Annotated in this window: 13 protein-coding genes and 1 tRNA gene; 8 read left to right on the top strand and 6 right to left on the bottom strand. The window is 67.2% G+C overall.

The features are described 5' to 3' along the window. The first annotated feature begins 73 nt into the window (after positions 1 to 73). The 6 genes from GGR46_RS06930 to GGR46_RS06905 all read left to right on the top strand — a co-directional run bounded on the left by GGR46_RS06930 (position 74) and on the right by GGR46_RS06905 (position 6,758). Complete coding sequence (locus tag GGR46_RS06930) at positions 74 to 1,282, top strand: hydrolase (protein ID WP_183995813.1); 1,209 nt, start codon at positions 74 to 76, stop codon at positions 1,280 to 1,282. Beyond that, complete coding sequence (locus GGR46_RS06925) at positions 1,279 to 2,289, top strand: arginine N-succinyltransferase (protein WP_183995811.1); 1,011 nt, start codon at positions 1,279 to 1,281, stop codon at positions 2,287 to 2,289. The genes GGR46_RS06930 and GGR46_RS06925 overlap by 4 nt, the downstream gene beginning before the upstream one ends. Continuing rightward, on the top strand, positions 2,286 to 3,524 hold the full coding sequence (locus GGR46_RS06920) for an N-succinylarginine dihydrolase (RefSeq protein ID WP_183996835.1): 1,239 nt from the start codon (positions 2,286 to 2,288) through the stop codon (positions 3,522 to 3,524). The genes GGR46_RS06925 and GGR46_RS06920 overlap by 4 nt, the downstream gene beginning before the upstream one ends. 75 nt (positions 3,525 to 3,599) lie before the next feature. Continuing rightward, positions 3,600 to 3,812 carry a hypothetical protein gene (locus GGR46_RS06915; protein WP_183995809.1) on the top strand — a complete coding sequence of 71 codons (213 nt, stop codon included), beginning with the start codon at positions 3,600 to 3,602 and terminating at the stop codon, positions 3,810 to 3,812. A 70-nt stretch (positions 3,813 to 3,882) separates the two neighbouring features. Further along, a complete protein-coding gene (locus GGR46_RS06910) occupies positions 3,883 to 5,184 on the top strand; it encodes an ATP-binding protein (RefSeq protein ID WP_183995807.1) in 1,302 nt (433 codons plus the stop codon). Between the two features lie 536 nt (positions 5,185 to 5,720). Beyond that, entirely contained in the window at positions 5,721 to 6,758 is a 1,038-nt protein-coding gene (locus tag GGR46_RS06905) for a PQQ-dependent sugar dehydrogenase (protein ID WP_343058052.1), read from the top strand. 328 nt (positions 6,759 to 7,086) lie between these two features. Here the strand turns inward: GGR46_RS06905 and GGR46_RS06900 are convergent. After that, positions 7,087 to 7,163, bottom strand: a tRNA-Arg gene (locus GGR46_RS06900). 82 nt (positions 7,164 to 7,245) lie between these two features. On the opposite strand from GGR46_RS06900, the gene GGR46_RS06895 reads away from it, so the two are divergent. Further along, positions 7,246 to 7,743, top strand: coding sequence for a hypothetical protein (locus GGR46_RS06895; protein WP_183995803.1), 498 nt, complete (start codon positions 7,246 to 7,248; stop codon positions 7,741 to 7,743). A 4-nt stretch (positions 7,744 to 7,747) separates the two neighbouring features. On the opposite strand, the gene GGR46_RS06890 is transcribed toward GGR46_RS06895, so the two are convergent. Continuing rightward, on the bottom strand, positions 7,748 to 10,030 hold the full coding sequence (locus GGR46_RS06890; protein WP_183995801.1) for a fused MFS/spermidine synthase: 2,283 nt from the start codon (positions 10,028 to 10,030) through the stop codon (positions 7,748 to 7,750). A gap of 420 nt (positions 10,031 to 10,450) precedes the next feature. On the opposite strand from GGR46_RS06890, the gene GGR46_RS06885 reads away from it, so the two are divergent. Beyond that, a complete protein-coding gene (locus GGR46_RS06885; protein WP_183995799.1) occupies positions 10,451 to 11,584 on the top strand; it encodes an FAD-dependent oxidoreductase in 1,134 nt (377 codons plus the stop codon). Here GGR46_RS06885 and GGR46_RS06880 read toward each other — a convergent pair. Genes GGR46_RS06880 through hemB form a run of 4 tightly spaced genes read right to left on the bottom strand, consistent with a single transcriptional unit; the run spans position 11,556 to position 14,182 of the window. Further along, entirely contained in the window at positions 11,556 to 12,083 is a 528-nt protein-coding gene (locus tag GGR46_RS06880) for a GNAT family N-acetyltransferase (RefSeq protein WP_183995797.1), read from the bottom strand. The genes GGR46_RS06885 and GGR46_RS06880 overlap by 29 nt on opposite strands. Continuing rightward, positions 12,080 to 12,622 (bottom strand): GNAT family N-acetyltransferase, encoded by a 543-nt coding sequence (locus tag GGR46_RS06875; protein WP_183995795.1) that lies wholly within the window; start codon positions 12,620 to 12,622, stop codon positions 12,080 to 12,082. The genes GGR46_RS06880 and GGR46_RS06875 overlap by 4 nt, the downstream gene beginning before the upstream one ends. Beyond that, entirely contained in the window at positions 12,619 to 13,155 is a 537-nt protein-coding gene (locus GGR46_RS06870; RefSeq protein ID WP_183995792.1) for a GNAT family N-acetyltransferase, read from the bottom strand. The genes GGR46_RS06875 and GGR46_RS06870 overlap by 4 nt, the downstream gene beginning before the upstream one ends. A 43-nt stretch (positions 13,156 to 13,198) precedes the next feature. Then, on the bottom strand, positions 13,199 to 14,182 hold the full coding sequence (gene hemB / locus GGR46_RS06865) for a porphobilinogen synthase (protein WP_183995790.1): 984 nt from the start codon (positions 14,180 to 14,182) through the stop codon (positions 13,199 to 13,201). Positions 14,183 to 14,195: the final 13 nt, after the last annotated feature.

Here is a 14,195-nt window from a genome sequence, read left to right as displayed (position 1 = left end):
CTATTCCCAGATTGCATGAGCTACCGTGCTGGGCGGGGCTGACGGCAATAATATTTCGCGCTAGGTCCGGTGGATGACCGAGCTTTCCAAGATCGAACGCGCGGCAGTGGAGAGGGTCGCGGCGGCGCCGATGCTGGCGCATACCGAGGCCTGGACGGCGATCAACAGCGGCACCCGCAACATCGCGGGGCTCGCCCGCATGGCCGATGCGCTGGCCGACGCTTTCTCCGTCCTGCCCGGCCACCTCGCGCTGATCGAGCCCGAGGCCGCCAGTAGCGTGACCGCCGACGGGCAGGTGCTGCCGCTGGCGCATGGCCATCATCTCCACCTCGCCGTACGGCCAGACGCGCCGGTACAGCTGCTGCTGACCGGGCACATGGACACCGTCTACGGTGTCGACCATCCCTTCCAGGCGAACAACTGGCTGCCCGACGGCAATCTCAACGCGCCGGGCGCCGCCGACATGAAGGGCGGGCTCGCCCTCATGCTCGCCGCGCTGGAGGCGGTGGAGGAAAGCCCGCTCGCCGCGCATATCGGCTATGAGGTGCTGATCAATTCGGACGAGGAGACCGGCTCTTTCTCCTCCGCCGGCCTGATCGCGGGCGCGGCCAAGGGCAAGGTCGCGGCGCTCACCTATGAGCCCGCCTTGCCCGACGGTACGCTGGCGGGCGCGCGCGGCGGCACCGGCAATTTCTCGATCGTAGTGCACGGCAAATCGGCCCATGCCGGACGCAATCCGGACGAGGGCCGCAATGCGCTGGTCGCCGCCGCGGACCTCGCAATGCGGCTCAACGACGCCAAGGCTCCCGGCCTGGCGGTGAACCCGGCGAAGATCGACGGCGGCGGGCCGAACAATGTCGTGCCCGACCTCGCCGTCCTGCGCATCAATTTCCGGCCGAAGGATGCCGAGGCGATCACCAGGGCCCGGATCGCCATCGACCAAGCAGTGGCGATCGTGTCGGTGAAGCATGACGTGCGTATCCACGTTCATGGCAGTTTCAACCGCCCGCCCAAGCCCCTGGACCCGGGTGCTGAGAAACTGTTCGAACTGGTCAAGGCGTGCGGCGCCGATCTGGGCATTCCGGTCGCCTGGAAATTCTCCGGCGGTGTCTGCGACGGCAACAACATTGCCGCGTGCGGCGTGCCTGTCGTCGACACGATGGGCGCGCGCGGGGGCCTGATCCACAGCGCAGACGAGTTCCTGATCCCGGAGAGCCTGGCCGAGCGCGCCGCCCTCTCCGCCGTCACCATGTTGCGTATCGCCGAGAAGGGGAAATTATGAGCTTCGTGATCCGTGCCGCCCGCGACGAGGATCTGCAGGCGCTCTACGAGATGGCGAAGCTGACCGGCGGCGGCTTCACCAATCTCCAGCCCGAGAAGGAAGTGCTGCGCGCCAAGCTTGCGCGCAGCCACGCCGCGTTCGATCGCCCCGAGGACGAGAGCGGCGACGACGTGTTCGTGCTGGTGCTTGAGAATGTCGACACCGGCGAGGTCCGCGGGACCTGCCAGATCTTCACTGCGGTTGGGCAGCGCTGGCCCTTCTATTCCTATCGCCTCGCCACCGAGACCAAGCATAGCGAGGAGCTCGGCCGCACCTTCCGCGCCGAGACGCTGAGCCTGGTGAACGACCTCGAAGGCGCGAGCGAGGTGGGCGGGCTGTTCCTCCATCCGGGCGAACGCGCCGGCGGGCTGGGCATGCTGCTTGCACGCAGCCGCTACATGTTCATCGCCCGCCACCGCCCGCGCTTTGCCGAGAAGATCCTGGCCGAGCTGCGCGGGGTGATCGACGAGGCGGGCGGCTCGCCTTTCTGGGACGGCGTCGCCGGGCGCTTCTTCGGGATGAATTTCCAGGAAGCCGACAGCTTCAATGCGATCCATGGCAACCAGTTCATCGCCGATCTGATGCCCAAGCACCCGATCTACACCGCGATGCTCTCCGAGAGTGCACGCGGAGTGATCGGCCTGCCCCACCCCTCGGGCCGCGCCGCGATGCGCATGCTGGAGAGCGAGGGCTTCGCCTGGGAACGCTATGTCGACATCTTCGACGGCGGCCCGACGATGACCGCGCGCACAGACCAGGTGAACACCGTGCGCGATGCCAGGACCGCCAAGGTGGTGGCGATCGAGACCGGCGGCGAAGCGGCTTTGGTCGCGACCGGACAGCTCACCGGCTTCCGGGTGACCCAGGGCCGTGTGTCGGTGCGAGACGGCGGCGTGGTGATCGATCCGCGCACCGCCGAACTGCTCGGCGTCGACGTCGGTGACGACGTGATGCACGTGGGCCGCTGATGCACACGGAGATCAACTTCGACGGGATCATCGGTCCCAGCCACAATTATGCCGGGCTCAGCCATGGCAACCTCGCGGCGACGCGCAACCGGGGCGAGATCTCCTATCCGCGCGCGGCAGCGCTGCAGGGGATCGCCAAGATGCGCGGCAATATCGCGCTCGGGCTGATCCAGGGGATATTGCTGCCCCATGCCCGGCCCGATCATCGCTGGCTCGCCGATCTCGGCACCCGCTTCGAGGATGCGCCGCCACACACCCAGGCCCAGGCGCTCTCCGCCTCGCCGATGTGGGCTGCCAATGCCGCGACCGTCTCGCCGGCGCCCGATACCGCCGACGGCAAGTGCCACCTGACCGTCGCGAACCTCGTGACGATGCCGCATCGCAGCCATGAATGGCCCGAGACGCTGGCCCAGCTCCGCCTCGCCTTTGCGGACCCCGCCTTCACGGTGCACGGCCCGGTGCCGGCGCCGTTCGGGGACGAGGGCGCGGCCAATCACATGCGCCTTGCCACCAGCCACGACGCGCCGGGGGTGGAGGTGTTCGTCTATGGGATCTCGGGCGGCCCCTTCCCCGCCCGCCAGCATCCCGATGCCAGCGCGGCGGTGGCACGGCGGCATCGGCTCGAGCGGGTGCTGTTCGTCCAGCAGTCCGAAGAGGCGATCGCCGCGGGGGCTTTCCACAACGACGTGGTCGCGGTGGCGAATGGCCGGGTGCTGTTCGCGCACGAGCAGGCCTTTGCCGACAAGGACCGTTTCTACGCCGATCTGCGCGCGATGCTGCCCGAGGTCGAGATCGTCGAGGTGCCTGCCGCCCAGGTGAGCCTAGCGGACGCGATCAAGTCTTACCTGTTCAACGCCCAGCTGGTCACGCTGCCTTCGGGGGAGATGGCGCTGGTGCTGCCGGGTGAGGCACGCGACACGCCGAGCGTGTGGAGCTGGCTGCAGGACCATGTCGCCGGCAATGGCCCGATCCGGCAGCTCGAGGTTGTCGATGTCCGCCAGTCTATGGCGAATGGCGGCGGGCCCGCCTGCCTGCGTTTGCGCGTGGTCTGCGATCCAGCGACGGTCGATCCGCGCTTCTTGCTCGATGTCGCGAAGGCGGACCGTATCGCGGGCGTCATCGAAACCCATTGGCCCGAGGCGATTCCGTTCGGCGCGATCGCCGATCCGGCGCTGATCGCGCAGGTCGAGACCGCCCGGCGCGCCCTGCTCGAAGCCCTGGACCTGTCGGATTAACTTACAGGTAACCATCCAATTTAACGCGAAACTACGCATTTTCGCGGTTGGCCCGGGGCTTGCTTAACCTTTGGCATGTTCTACCGCATCGGCCGCCTGTTCACGATCAAGACCAAGTTCGAGGCCTTCCTCGTCATCTACGGCCTCGCCTGCGGTGCGACCGAGCGTGGGGTGCATTATCTCGGGAAATTTCCGGGACTTGGCGGCTGGATGCTGTTCGCACTCTGCCCGATCGCGGTGTTCATGGCAGGGGCCAAGATACTCGACAGCTTCGACGTGCCCGATTGACGGGGCAATTGCGTCTGTAACGCTCGGGGGTTAGGGCCGGGAAGCTGGCCTGTGGGGAGGTTTTGAGCGCGTGCGTTTGTTTCGGGGCATCTTTTCTTCTCTGGCGGCGCAGGCGCTGCTCGCGGCCGTCGTGCCGGGCGGCCTGATGGTGTTCGTGATGCACGAAGGCCAGCAGGCCCAACTGGCCCAGCGCGACGGGGAGCGGCTCGACGCCTTTGTCCAGATCGCGGCCGAGGCCGCACGCGCCGGGCGCCCGCTCGATCAGGTCGCGCATCTGCCCGGACCGTTGGCGGGCCGCGTGCTGCTGGTGGATCCGCAGGGCCAGGCGATCGCCGGCCCGACCACCTCCCTCGCAGCAAGCGCCGAACGGCCCGTGGTGGTCGACGGGCGCACCGTGGCGACTGCGAAGCTGGTGCGGCCGCCCGAGCTCTCCGATCAGGACCGCCGCACCCTCGCCGCCCAGTATATCGGCATCGCTGCGATCGTGCTGGTGCTGTTCGTGCTGCTGCTGCTGATGGCCTATGTCTTCGCGCGGCGCTGGTCGAAGCCGCAGCTCCAGCTCTACCGGATGAGCCGCGACGTGGTGAACGGCGACCTGGACCTCTATTTCGATGAGGAAGGCCCCGCCGAAGTGGTCGCGACGATGCGAAACCTGCGGCGAATCGCCAGCCAGTTCAGCCGGCTGGAGACCGCGCGCCGCACCTGGCTGGTGTCGATCTCGGGCGAGCTCAAGGGCCCGACCGAGAATATGGGCGAGCATTTCATCAGGCTGTGCGAGATGGAGCCGCCGCTGCCGCCCGAACTGATCGGGGCGATCGAGAGCGATACTCGCCGGCTTATCCACATGGCCGAGGACCTGAACGCGGTGGCGTTGGCGGATCTCGGCCGCCTGCCGGTCACCTTCGTCCAGGTCGACCCCCGCGCGCTGATCCACAACGCGATCTATGCCGACAGGAAGCGCGCCGAGGCGCAGGGCGTGCGGCTCGAGACCAGCACGCTGCCCGAATATACGGTGATCGTGAAATGGGACGGCGCGCGAATCGAGCAGCTGTTCGGCGCGCTGATCGACAATTCGCTGCGCTACACGCCCAAGAACGGCCGGATCGTGCTGGGCCTGGAAAGCTCGCGCGATGCGTGGCGCTTGATCATCGATGACAACGCGCCAGGCGTGGATGTGATGCTCGCCCAGCGTTTGTTCGAGCCATTTTACCGCTCTTCCGATCGCGCGGACGAATCAGCCGCCTCGGGCCTGGGCTTGGCCACGGCGCGGGCTATCGTTGAGGCGCATCACGGGCGGATCGAGGCGAGCCGCTCGCCGATCGGCGGGCTGCGTGTGACGGTGATCCTCCCTGGCAATCCGCCCACCGCCTGATTCGGCCTGGCGATTCGGAACAGCAAAACCCGGTCGCGCTTGCGCCGAAGGTTTCAGCTGCGTTAGCGTCAGGTCGCCTTGCCGTCTTGGGCAGCATCGATTTTGGTGACTTCCGCCGTTGCCCGCGACGAGGGATTCCGAGCAGGCTCAATCCACCAAGAGCCAAGCCATCTCTACGCACCCGCCCGATCAGGCCCGATATGCAGCCGGTAGTGCCGTCTGGGCGCCGGCATAAGGGCTTTCCCTATCGCGATAGACGCAATCTCAGCCCCAAGGGGCTCGCAAACGGCCAACAATGCAGGGATAGGAAACGGACCGGTATCCGATCCTCCTCTGTGTCACAGCCACGTTGGATGCTGGCGTGAAGGAGTGTGGGATTTGATCGCATTCCGTCCGGATGGCATGGCTCGCGGATCAAAAAAAGGGGGTTTGTATCTATGCGTGCGATGGCTCTTGTTCTTGTTCTGGCGGGCTGCAGCGGAGACACCGGGTCCGTTGTCACGCCCTTCTCGACACCGAGCCCGACGCCTACGCCGGTGACCGCCATTCAGGCCACGCCTGTCGCCACGCTGGATGCGCCCTGGAGTATGCGCTTCACGCCCGACGGCCGTATGCTCGTTACGGAGAAGTCCGGGCGGCTTCGCATCGTCACGCAGACGGGTACCGTATCCGATCCCATCGCCAACGTGCCCGCAGTCGTTTTCTTTGGGTCGCAGGGGGGCCTGATGGACGTAGAGCTCCACCCGAGCTTTGCGACCAACCGTGTCGTGTACCTGAGCTATGTCGAGGGCACGGTGAAGAATGCTCCGATGGCTATTGCCGTTGCCCGCGCCGTGCTCACCGTCTCCGGCAATGGCGGAACGCTCAGCGACGTCAAGGTCGTATGGCGCGCGCCCAAGACCTTGCTTGACGGAAACTTCGGTGGACGGATTCGCTTCGGTCCCGACGGAAAGCTCTACATCACCTCCGGCGACACTTCGGAAGGCGCTTCGCCCGACGACTATTCAACCGGCAGGGGCAAGCTGATCCGCATCAACGACGATGGCAGCGTACCCAATGACAATCCGTTTGTAGGCGTCGCCGGCGCGGCGCCGGAAATCTGGAGCGCCGGCCACCGCAACCCGTACGGCCTCGCCTGGGATGCTGCAGGACGTCTCTGGGAAACCGAGATGGGGCCCAAGGGCGGCGACGAACTGAACCTCATCCAGAAGGGCAAGAGCTATGGCTGGTACTTCGTGTCGGAAGGAACCGCCTATGACGACACGCCGATTCCGAAGCACGGCACCCGACCGGAATATGTTGCCCCGGTCACCTTCTGGACGCCGGTGATCGCTCCCGCCGGGTTCATCATCTATCGTGGAGACCTGTTCACCGGTTGGAAAGGACAGGGCATAATCACCGGGCTGGTGTCGCACGGCCTGGTCCGCGTGCAGTTCACCGGAGATACTGCTGCGGAGGTCGCCCGGCATGATCTCGGCCAGCGCATCCGGGAAGTGGCCGAGAGCCCCGACGGTGCGCTGTGGGTGCTCGAGGACAGCCCTGGCAACCGTTTGCTTCGCGTCACTCCACGCTAGCATCGTCTCGCCCTGCCCCTCGTCTGGAGCGCAGTATCGGCGGCTGCGCCTGCGTCATTGCCCGTTACTGATGACGCAGGCGCCCCCGATGTCGGTTCGACCGGTGGCATCGCCTGCACGTTCACCGAGGCTCGGCCCGAGGGTGCAGTTGAGGTGGATCGGCTGGCCAAATGATTCGGATTGCGGGTTACCGCTTCCGACCGATGCTCCGCGCCTGAGGCTCCGAGAAGAGGGATTGCCCGCCGTGGTGCGAACGGCCGCCCATTCAGACACCGAAACCCCCAAAAACAAAAACCCCGCTAAGCCGTTGGCCTAGCGGGGTTTTCATTGGCGCGCCCGGAACGATTCGAACGTCCGACCCTCAGATTCGTAGTCTGATGCTCTATCCAGCTGAGCTACGGGCGCGCTGTGGAGGGGAGCCTTTAGAAGCGGTTTTCAGATCGTGCAAGCCGTTGCGTGCAGTTTTCCACAGGCATAAGGCGCAAACATGCGATTTATTCTGCTGATCAGCCTTTCCGCCCTCGCCGGATGCACCGAAACCACGGGTCGCTACCCGTCGTTGCTGCCCCGCCCGATCGAATCGACCAGCCTTGCCGAGCCCGAGCGCCCGGTGCCGGTCGCAACGCCGGACGCGGTACTCGACAAGCGAATCGCCGAGATTCGCGCCGGGCTCGACACGGGCACCAAGGCATTCACCGCCGGCGCACAGGACGCGGAGGCCAAGATCGCCGTCTCGCGCGGCCTTGGCCAAGGCTCCGAGCCCTGGCTGCAGGCGCAGGTGGCGATGGGTCAGCTGGCCGAATTGCGCCGCCCCGCCGTCGCTGCCCTGACCGACCTCGAGGAACTGGCGACGCAGCGCGGCGTGGACGGCCTGCCGCCCTATCCGGCGCTCGAGGCAGCCGTGACCGCAGCAGAGCAGGCCGCAGCGTCGCAGCAGGCCAGGATCGATTCGCTCGAAGCCGCGCTGGGCGGCACCCGCAACTGACGACTCAGTCGCCCGCCAGCTCCGGGTGCAGCACCCGGAGCACGGGCACCACAGAGGCATAGTCGTCGGTCCAGGGCTGGAACGCCGGCCAGCTCCCGAGCTTCCGCCAGCCCCCGCCCCGCGCCACCAGCCGATCGAGCATTTTCGGATCATGGCTGAGCGCGATCCATTCGGAAGCCGATTCGGCCTCCGGCTCCACCTGGTCGACCTTGGTGCCGCCACCGAACTTGGGCGTGGCGACGAAATGCGGCTCCGGCTCATAGGACAGCCGCACCGCCTTCCATCCGCCATCGCGCGCCGCGGCCGACACGACCGGTGCCAGCGCCATGAAGCGGTTGGAGATGTGGACGAGCAGCAACCCGTTCGGCGCCAGCACCCGGCCATAGGTGGCAAAGGCCTCGCGCGTCAGCAGGTGCATCGGCACCGTATCCGAGGAAAAGGCATCGAGCGCGAGCAGGTCGAGGCTGGCGGTCTGCGATTCGGTCAGGCGGACGCGCGCATCGCCGATCGAGATGCGCGTCTGCGGCGCACACTGGCTGAGGAAGGTGAACTTGCCCGAATCGCGGGCCAGATGGACGATCGCCGGATCGATCTCGAAGAAGCGCCAGCTCTGGCCCGGCTTCGCATAACAGGCGAGCGTACCGGTGCCGAGACCGACCACCCCGACCCGGGCGGCGGGGCCATAGAGCTCCGGCAAGGCCTGCATCGCCTGCCCCACGCCCGAACCCGGGACATAGTAGGTGGTGGGCTGGGTCGAACGGACGCCCTTGAGCTGGATGCCGTGCAGCGTCGTGCCGTGCGCCAGCTGGTTCTCGTTCTGATATTCGGTGACCGTGTAGACGCCGAAATAGCTGCGGGTACGCGCATCGGTGAGCGAGAGCTGGATCGAGCGATAGCCGCCGAACAGGATCAGTCCGCCGGCAAGCGCCGCGAGATAGGCCGGACGGCGCCCGATCGCGATCAGGCCGAGCATGGCGACCAGCACGAAGGCGACCTGTTCGTGCATCTCGCCGAGCAGCTGGCCGGGATTGGCGATGCCGATCCACACGAGCAACGCGACCAGCGCGCCGATCAGCACCGTCTTGCCGCGGGTGCCATGCCGCCAGAAATCGCCGATCATCGGAAGCAGGAAAATCTGCGGCGAGAGCACCCCCGCCGCAAGGACCAGCAGCGGATACTCATAGGTCCAGTCGAACAGGGTCGGCGCGATCAACCCGGCGAACACGCCGCCCAATGCGCCACCCACCGACATGGCGAGATAGAAGCCGGTCAGCCGGTCCGGCGCCGGCCGCAGCGCATACATGCGGGCATGAAGCGTCACCGAGACGGTGAAGAGCAGCAACAGGCCGATGATCGCGTTGACATAGGCGAGCTGCTGGTGCCCGGCCATCAGCGTGGCGCCGAACATCAGGATGATCACCGGCGCGAATTTGGTCAGGATTTCCGGCAGCACAGCATTGTCACGGAACGCCACCGAGAAGCTGAGCAGATAGAGGCCGAGCGGCAGCACCCACAGCATCGGCACCGCGACGATGTCGGTGGTGAGGAAGGTGGTGGTCGCCAGCATCAGCCCGGAAGGAACGAGGGCGAGCACGATCCAGTGCAGCACCCGGCGCCAGGGCGGCGCGGGCGTGTGGTGGGCGACGTGCGGCTCCCCTTCTTCGCGTGGCGGCAGGCGCGATGCGCAGCCGGCGACGAGGAGCAGGACCAGGACATAGCCGGCGGTCCACAGCCAGCTCTGCCCCTTCAGCGCCAGATTGGGCTCGACGAGCAGCGGATAGGCGATCAGCCCGCCAAAGCTGCCGATATTGGAGGCGGCATAGAGCGCATAGGGATCGCGGCCATGGCTGGCGATGCTGTACCAGCGCTGGAGCAGGGGCGCCTGGGCCGAGATGGCGAAGAAGAGCGGGCCGATCGAGGCCACGAGCAGCCAGGGCACCCAGAGCGCGGGCTCGGCACCGCCGGGCAGCTCCATCGCGATCACGCCGATCGGCAGCCACAGGGCGGCGATGACCAGCACGGCGATATGGATGGTCGCCTGCATCCGCGGCGGCACCCGGCCGATCCAGTGGGCATAGGCATAGCCGCCGAGCAGCAGTGCCTGATAGACCAGCATCGCGCTGTTCCACACCGCCGGCGCGCCGCCGAGCTGGGGCAGCGCCATGCGCGCCACCATCGGCTGGACGAGGAAGAGCAGGAAGGAACCGGCCAGGATCGCGGCAACGAACAGCCAGCGCGTGGCGCGCACGCCGTCCCGTGTCGTCACCCCGTCGATCGCGCCCTCCATTGGTTCAATCCCCCACTCTGCCTTGCAGCGATTCGCCTTGCCGCCGGCTGAATGGAGCGCGGAAGTTTACGAAACATACGCGACGCTGCCCCCGTTTCCCCTTCCCCGAAAGCTGGCCCGGGCCGGATAGGGCGAGATACTGGATGCGCGACGCGATCATGCGGCCGACGCAAGCAGAGGAAATCCTACTAGTAAAGGGCTCGCATGTTCCCCGTCTTGCCAGGCAATGGCGAGAGGCGTAGATCGCCGCCGTCGCGAAAAACGACGGCCCGCCGCGCCCACCATGCCCCGCGAGCCGACGAATACACGCCAGCCATGGTCCACATGGCTCGGCCAGCGTCTCCAGAAGCAACCGTCCGGCAGCAGCCGGACATCCGTGATCGGCACGTCTTGTGCCGGCTGCGGCAACAGGAGCGCGAAATGCGAAATCCGATCACCATCATCGGCGCCGGCCTTGGCGGGCTCACCCTTGCCCGCATCCTCCACCTGAACGGGATCCCGGCAATCCTCTACGAGGCAGAACCCTCTCCCGAGGCGCGCAGCCAGGGCGGACTGCTCGACATCCATGCGCATAGCGGCCAGCGGGCGCTGCGCGATGCCGGGCTCTACGACCGCTTCCTGAAGCTGATCCGGCCGAGCGAAGACGCAAAGCGCGTTACCGACGCGCAGGGCAACATCCTGCTCGACCGGCCCGGCTCGGGCGAACGCCCCGAAGTCGACCGGGGCGCATTGCGCAAGCTGCTCCTCGACTCGCTGCCCGCCGACCAGATTCGTTGGGGGCACAAGCTGGCATCGGTGTCGGCAATCGGTGACGGGCGGCACGAGATCGCCTTCGCCAATGGGTCCCGCGTCGCGAGCGACCTGCTCGTCGGCGCCGATGGCGCGTGGTCGCGGGTGCGTCCGCTGCTCTCCAGCGCTTTGCCCGACTATACCGGGACCTGCTTCGTCGAGACCCACCTGCGCGATGGGAATGGACGCCACCGGGCAAGTGCCGAGGCCATCGGCAGTGGCACGCTGATGGCGGTGGCGCCCGGCAAGGGCATATTGGCGCACCGCAATGCCGATGGCAGCCTGCACGTCTATGCCGCGCTGAACCGGCCCGAGGCATGGATCGCCGGGATCGATCTCAGTGATGCCCGGTCCGGGCTGGCGCAGATCGCCGCAGAGTTCGAGGGATGGGCGCCGGAGCTGACCGCGCTGATCACGCAGAGCGATACCCCGCCCCTCCTCCGCCCGATCCATGCGCTGCCCGCGGCGCATCGCTGGAGCCGCGTGCCGGGCGTCACCCTGCTCGGCGACGCGGCGCACCTGATGTCGCCCTTTGCCGGAGAAGGCGCCAATCTGGCGATGCTGGACGGTGCGGAACTGGCGCGCGCCCTTGTCTCCCATCCCGATGATGCGGAGGCCGCCATCGCTGCCTATGAGCGCGCGCTGTTCCCGCGCAGCGCCGGGATCGCCCGTGAGAGCGCGGAGAATCTGGAACGCTTCTTCGGCGACGCGGCGCCGCAGAGCGTGGTCGCGCTGTTCAGACCGGACGCACGATCCGATAGGTGATGTGCGGGTTGAGCCCCTCGGGCGCGTTCGGGTGGATGAAGTCCTGTTCGGGCACGCGGACCATGCCGAGCCGCTCCATCAGGCCCCAGCTGCGGCTGTTTTCGATCACCGTCATCGCCGCGACCGTCGGCACGTCGAGACTGGCCCAGGCCCAGTCGAGGCTGGCCTGGGCCGCCTCGCGCGCATAGCCCTTGCCCCAATAGGCGGGGGCGAAGCGCCAGCCGATCTCGACCTCGCCGAACAGCGGCGTACCCTCGGGGCCCGGCTTGAGCCCGCAAAAGCCGAGGAACGCGCCATCCTCCTTGCGCTCGACCGCCCAGAAGCAGTGGCCGTGCGCATCGAGGATCGCGTTCTGCCGCGCCATCGCGGCATCGGCAGCCTCGGGGTTGAGCGCCGGGCCGAGGAACTCCATCACTGCCGGATCCTGGCCCATGGCGTGCCACGCGGGACGATCGCTGTCCTGCCAGCGACGGAGGATGAGGCGTTCGGTCTCGATCATTGCGGGCGCTCCAACAGGTAGACGATCATCGCCCCTACGGGATCGTCCTGCGCATAGCCAAGGAGGCGGAAGTCGAGAGCGGGGCGACGGGACATGCGGAGCCGTTCCATCAGCCCCCAGCTGCGATCGTTCCCGATCGTGGTCCAGGCGCCGATCGCGGGGGCGTCGAGGTTCGTCCAGCCCCAGGCGATGCTCGCCTCGGCCGCCTCGCGGGCATAGCCCTTGCCCCAATGCGCTTCCGACACCCGCCAGCCGATCTCGGGCATGTTGGAAATCGGCAGGTCGTCGCCATAGTTGCTGGCGATGCGGATGCCGCAGCTGCCGATCAGTTCGCCGGTGTCGCGCAACTCGGTCGCCCAATAGGTGCAGCCGTGCTTCGCCTGGTCGTTCAGCCGCTTCTCGAACATCGCATCGATGCCGGCGGCGTCCCTGAGCCCGCCGAGCCGCGCCATCATCGCCGGCGTGTTGACCAGCGCCTCGAAGGGCGCGCGATCCTCGGGCGTCCAGGGGCGCAGGCGCAGACGGGCCGTCTCGATCATGCCGGGCGGTCGATCGTGTAGACGATCATCGCGCCGAAAGGATTGTCGGCGGGGTATTCGGGATGATGAAAATCGAGATCGGCACGGCGCACCATGCCGAGCCGTTCCATCAGGCCCCAGCTGGGCTTGTTGCCGATCACCGTCCAGGCGGCGATGCGCGGGCGATCGGTATTGGCCCATCCCCAGGCCATGCTCGCCTGCGCCGCTTCCCGGGCGATGCCCTGGCCCCAGAATTTCTCGCCGATTCGCCAGCCGATCTCGAGCTCCTCGGGCACCGGGGTGTTCGGATGGCCGCCGATGCGCAGGCCGCAAACGCCGGCCATCTCGCCGGTCTCGCGCAGTTCGACCACCCACATGCAATGGCCGTTGCGCGCCTGCTGATCGATCATCCGATCGACGATCGCATCGTGCCTGGCCTGGGGCACCGGGCCGCCGAAATGCTCCATCATCGCCGGGGTGTTGGCGAGGGCATGGAAGACGGGCTTGTCCGCCTCACGCCACGGGCGGAGGTGCAGGCGTTCGGTGGTGATCATGTTTTCCCCTCTCCGGCCTCTCCCCTGGATGGGAGAGGCATGATTATCCCAGCAGCTTCGCCGCCAGCGGCGCGTGGTAGGTGAGCACGCCCGCACAGCCGGCGCGGCGGAAGGCCATCAGCGTCTCGAGCACCAGCGCCTCGCGGTCGCCCGCGCCGACTGCTGCTGCAGCCTCGATCATCGCATACTCGCCGCTCACCTGATAGGCGAAGACCGGCACCTGGAACTCGCTCTTCACCCGCAGGATGATGTCGAGATAGGGCAGGCCCGGCTTGACCATCACGCTGTCCGCGCCCTCGGCGATGTCGAGGGCCACTTCGCGCAGGGCCTCCTCGGCATTGGCCGGGTCCATCTGATAGGTCTTCTTGTCGCCCTTGAGCAGCCCGCGCGAGCCGACCGCGTCGCGGAACGGGCCGTAAAAGGCCGAGGCGTATTTGGCGGCATAGGCCATGATCTGGACGTTGACGTGGCCGTTCGCCTCCAGCGCGGCGCGGATCGCGCCGACGCGGCCGTCCATCATGTCCGAGGGAGCGACGATGTCGGAACCTGCCTCGGCCTGGAGCAGCGCCTGGTCGACCAGCACCGCGCTGGTCTCGTCGTTGAGGACATAGCCCTGCGCGTCGACGATGCCGTCATGGCCGTGCGCGGTATAGGGATCGAGCGCCACGTCGGTGAGGACGCCGATATCGGGGACCGCGTCCTTGATCGCCCTGATCGCGCGGCACATCAGGTTGTCCGGGTTCAGCGCCTCGCGGCCGTCGTCGGTGCGCAGGGCGCGCGGGGTGTTGGGGAAGAGCGCCAGGCAGGGGATGCCGAGGTCGCGGGCCTCGCGGGCACGCGCGACGATGCCGTTCAGGCCCCAGCGCGAGACGCCGGGGAGCGCGGCGATCGGCTCCTCTTCGGTGCCTTCGGTGACGAAGAGCGGCCAGATCAGGTTCGCCGGGGTAAGAACGGTCTCGGCATGCATCCGGCGGCTCCACTCGGAAGCACGGGTGCGGCGGAGGCGGAGCGCGGGATAGTGACTCATGGAGGCGCTGATG

This window comes from Sphingomonas kyeonggiensis, from assembly GCF_014196745.1.
Lineage (GTDB): Bacteria > Pseudomonadota > Alphaproteobacteria > Sphingomonadales > Sphingomonadaceae > Sphingomonas > Sphingomonas kyeonggiensis.
The sequence above is the reverse complement of the archived record's forward strand: the minus strand, read 5'-3'. Positions and strand labels throughout refer to the sequence as shown.